1 protein-coding gene is annotated in these 486 nt (G+C 39.9%); it reads left to right on the top strand.

Annotation, left to right across the window (positions count from 1 at the left end):
• The coding region (locus R2R70_RS18920; RefSeq protein ID WP_410978736.1) for a DPP IV N-terminal domain-containing protein at positions 1-486 on the top strand (486 nt) is incomplete at both ends.

Below are 486 nucleotides of genomic sequence, written 5' to 3'. Positions count from 1 at the left end.
CCACTATTCGCGATCAAAAAGGCTTGGATGTTTGGCATAATAAAGACCCAGAGATAAAACCACGAGAAAAACAGCAATGGAACGCGGTTAATAAGCACCGTCACTACGAAGCCGTATACCATGTAAATTCACAAAAAGTGGTTCAACTAAGTACCCCTGCAATGCCTAGTGTTGCTCTTAATACAGAACGCGATACTTCCTTACTGGGCTTGTCAAATACTCCCTATTTAGAAAAAATAATGTATGGCGGCTTTTTTGCAGATTACTACGCTGTAAACATTAATACAGGCAAGCAAACTCCTATTGTGACTAACAGCCCTTTTAGACCTTCTCTTTCTCCTAATGGCTTATTTGCGGCTTACTTTGCTGACAACCAAATACAACTAAAAGAATTAGCTAACAATAAAGTTACTCCGGTTACAAAAGCCATAAAAGCAACTTTTGCCGACGACAAACACGATTACCCATCAGATCAACCAGGCTATG

It is taken from the genome of Cobetia sp. SIMBA_158, from assembly GCF_046566945.1.
In the GTDB taxonomy this organism is placed as follows: Bacteria; Pseudomonadota; Gammaproteobacteria; order Pseudomonadales; family Halomonadaceae; genus Cobetia; species Cobetia amphilecti.
The sequence above is the reverse complement of the archived record's forward strand: the minus strand, read 5'-3'. Positions and strand labels throughout refer to the sequence as shown.